The organism is Pseudomonas sp. AGC41, from assembly GCF_057334555.1.
In genome coordinates this window covers 1-2,500 of record NZ_JBHFJB010000157.1, presented here as the reverse complement: position 1 = coordinate 2,500, position 2,500 = coordinate 1, and the positions used below count along the sequence as shown (strand labels likewise).

Sequence of the window (2,500 nt, the reverse complement as noted above, 5' to 3'; positions counted from 1 at the left end):
GCCTGCGCGGAAGATGTAACGGGGCTCAAACCATACACCGAAGCTACGGGTATCACGTAAGTGATGCGGTAGAGGAGCGTTCTGTAAGCCTGTGAAGGTGAGTTGAGAAGCTTGCTGGAGGTATCAGAAGTGCGAATGCTGACATGAGTAACGACAATGGGTGTGAAAAACACCCACGCCGAAAGACCAAGGTTTCCTGCGCAACGTTAATCGACGCAGGGTTAGTCGGTCCCTAAGGCGAGGCTGAAAAGCGTAGTCGATGGAAAACAGGTTAATATTCCTGTACTTCTGGTTATTGCGATGGAGGGACGGAGAAGGCTAGGCCAGCTTGGCGTTGGTTGTCCAAGTTTAAGGTGGTAGGCTGAGATCTTAGGTAAATCCGGGATCTTAAGGCCGAGAGCTGATGACGAGTTACCCTTTGGGTGACGAAGTGGTTGATGCCATGCTTCCAAGAAAAGCTTCTAAGCTTCAGGTAACCAGGAACCGTACCCCAAACCGACACAGGTGGTTGGGTAGAGAATACCAAGGCGCTTGAGAGAACTCGGGTGAAGGAACTAGGCAAAATGGCACCGTAACTTCGGGAGAAGGTGCGCCGGTGAGGGTGAAGCACTTGCTGCGTAAGCCCACGCCGGTCGAAGATACCAGGCCGCTGCGACTGTTTATTAAAAACACAGCACTCTGCAAACACGAAAGTGGACGTATAGGGTGTGACGCCTGCCCGGTGCCGGAAGGTTAATTGATGGGGTTAGCTAACGCGAAGCTCTTGATCGAAGCCCCGGTAAACGGCGGCCGTAACTATAACGGTCCTAAGGTAGCGAAATTCCTTGTCGGGTAAGTTCCGACCTGCACGAATGGCGTAACGATGGCGGCGCTGTCTCCACCCGAGACTCAGTGAAATTGAAATCGCTGTGAAGATGCAGTGTATCCGCGGCTAGACGGAAAGACCCCGTGAACCTTTACTATAGCTTTGCACTGGACTTTGAATTTGCTTGTGTAGGATAGGTGGGAGGCTTTGAAGCGTGGACGCCAGTCTGCGTGGAGCCATCCTTGAAATACCACCCTGGCAACTTTGAGGTTCTAACTCAGGTCCGTTATCCGGATCGAGGACAGTGTATGGTGGGTAGTTTGACTGGGGCGGTCTCCTCCTAAAGAGTAACGGAGGAGTACGAAGGTGCGCTCAGACCGGTCGGAAATCGGTCGTAGAGTATAAAGGCAAAAGCGCGCTTGACTGCGAGACAGACACGTCGAGCAGGTACGAAAGTAGGTCTTAGTGATCCGGTGGTTCTGTATGGAAGGGCCATCGCTCAACGGATAAAAGGTACTCCGGGGATAACAGGCTGATACCGCCCAAGAGTTCATATCGACGGCGGTGTTTGGCACCTCGATGTCGGCTCATCACATCCTGGGGCTGAAGCCGGTCCCAAGGGTATGGCTGTTCGCCATTTAAAGTGGTACGCGAGCTGGGTTTAGAACGTCGTGAGACAGTTCGGTCCCTATCTGCCGTGGACGTTTGAGATTTGAGAGGGGCTGCTCCTAGTACGAGAGGACCGGAGTGGACGAACCTCTGGTGTTCCGGTTGTCACGCCAGTGGCATTGCCGGGTAGCTATGTTCGGAAAAGATAACCGCTGAAAGCATCTAAGCGGGAAACTTGCCTCAAGATGAGATCTCACTGGGACCTTGAGTCCCCTGAAGGGCCGTCGAAGACTACGACGTTGATAGGCAGGGTGTGTAAGCGCTGTGAGGCGTTGAGCTAACCTGTACTAATTGCCCGTGAGGCTTGACCATATAACACCCAAGCAATCTGTAGACTCGAAAGAGGCCAGATTGCGGTGTGTGAAGACGAGATGAACCGAAAGTTCGAGTCAAAACCACAAACTATCGCATACCCATTCGCTGGAACGTGACCGCAAGGCACGCGCTGGCTACCGAATTTCTTGACGACCATAGAGCATTGGAACCACCTGATCCCATCCCGAACTCAGAAGTGAAACGATGCATCGCCGATGGTAGTGTGGGGTTTCCCCATGTGAGAGTAGGTCATCGTCAAGATTAAATTCCGAAACCCCTATCTGCTGACGCAGGTAGGGGTTTTGTTTTTAGTAGAAGTCTTCGATTTTCACCGACACGTTGTTCCTGAACGGGTTGGTTACCGAATTTCTTGACGACCATAGAGCATTGGAACCACCTGATCCCATCCCGAACTCAGAAGTGAAACGATGCATCGCCGATGGTAGTGTGGGGTTTCCCCATGTGAGAGTAGGTCATCGTCAAGATTAAATTCCGAAACCCCTATCTGCTGACGCAGGTAGGGGTTTTGTTTTTAGTAGAAGTCTTCGATTTTCACCGACACGTTGTTCCTGAACGGGTTGGTTACCGAATTTCTTGACGACCATAGAGCATTGGAACCACCTGATCCCATCCCGAACTCAGAAGTGAAACGATGCATCGCCGATGGTAGTGTGGGGTTTCCCCATGTGAGAGTAGGTCATCGTCAAGATT

The 2,500-nt window shown here is 51.9% G+C and carries 4 rRNA genes (1 of these 4 cut by a window edge); all 4 read left to right on the top strand.

Annotated features, from left to right (window positions below):
* Positions 1 to 1,786, top strand: a 23S ribosomal RNA gene (locus tag ACE04F_RS27070) (it extends 1,106 nt beyond the left edge of the window).
* A gap of 148 nt (positions 1,787 to 1,934) precedes the next feature.
* A 5S ribosomal RNA gene (gene rrf / locus ACE04F_RS27065) occupies positions 1,935 to 2,050 on the top strand.
* A 108-nt stretch (positions 2,051 to 2,158) separates the two neighbouring features.
* Positions 2,159 to 2,274 (top strand): 5S ribosomal RNA (rrf, locus tag ACE04F_RS27060).
* Positions 2,275 to 2,382: 108 nt separating this feature from the next.
* Positions 2,383 to 2,498, top strand: a 5S ribosomal RNA gene (gene rrf, locus ACE04F_RS27055).
* Positions 2,499 to 2,500 lie beyond the last annotated feature (2 nt).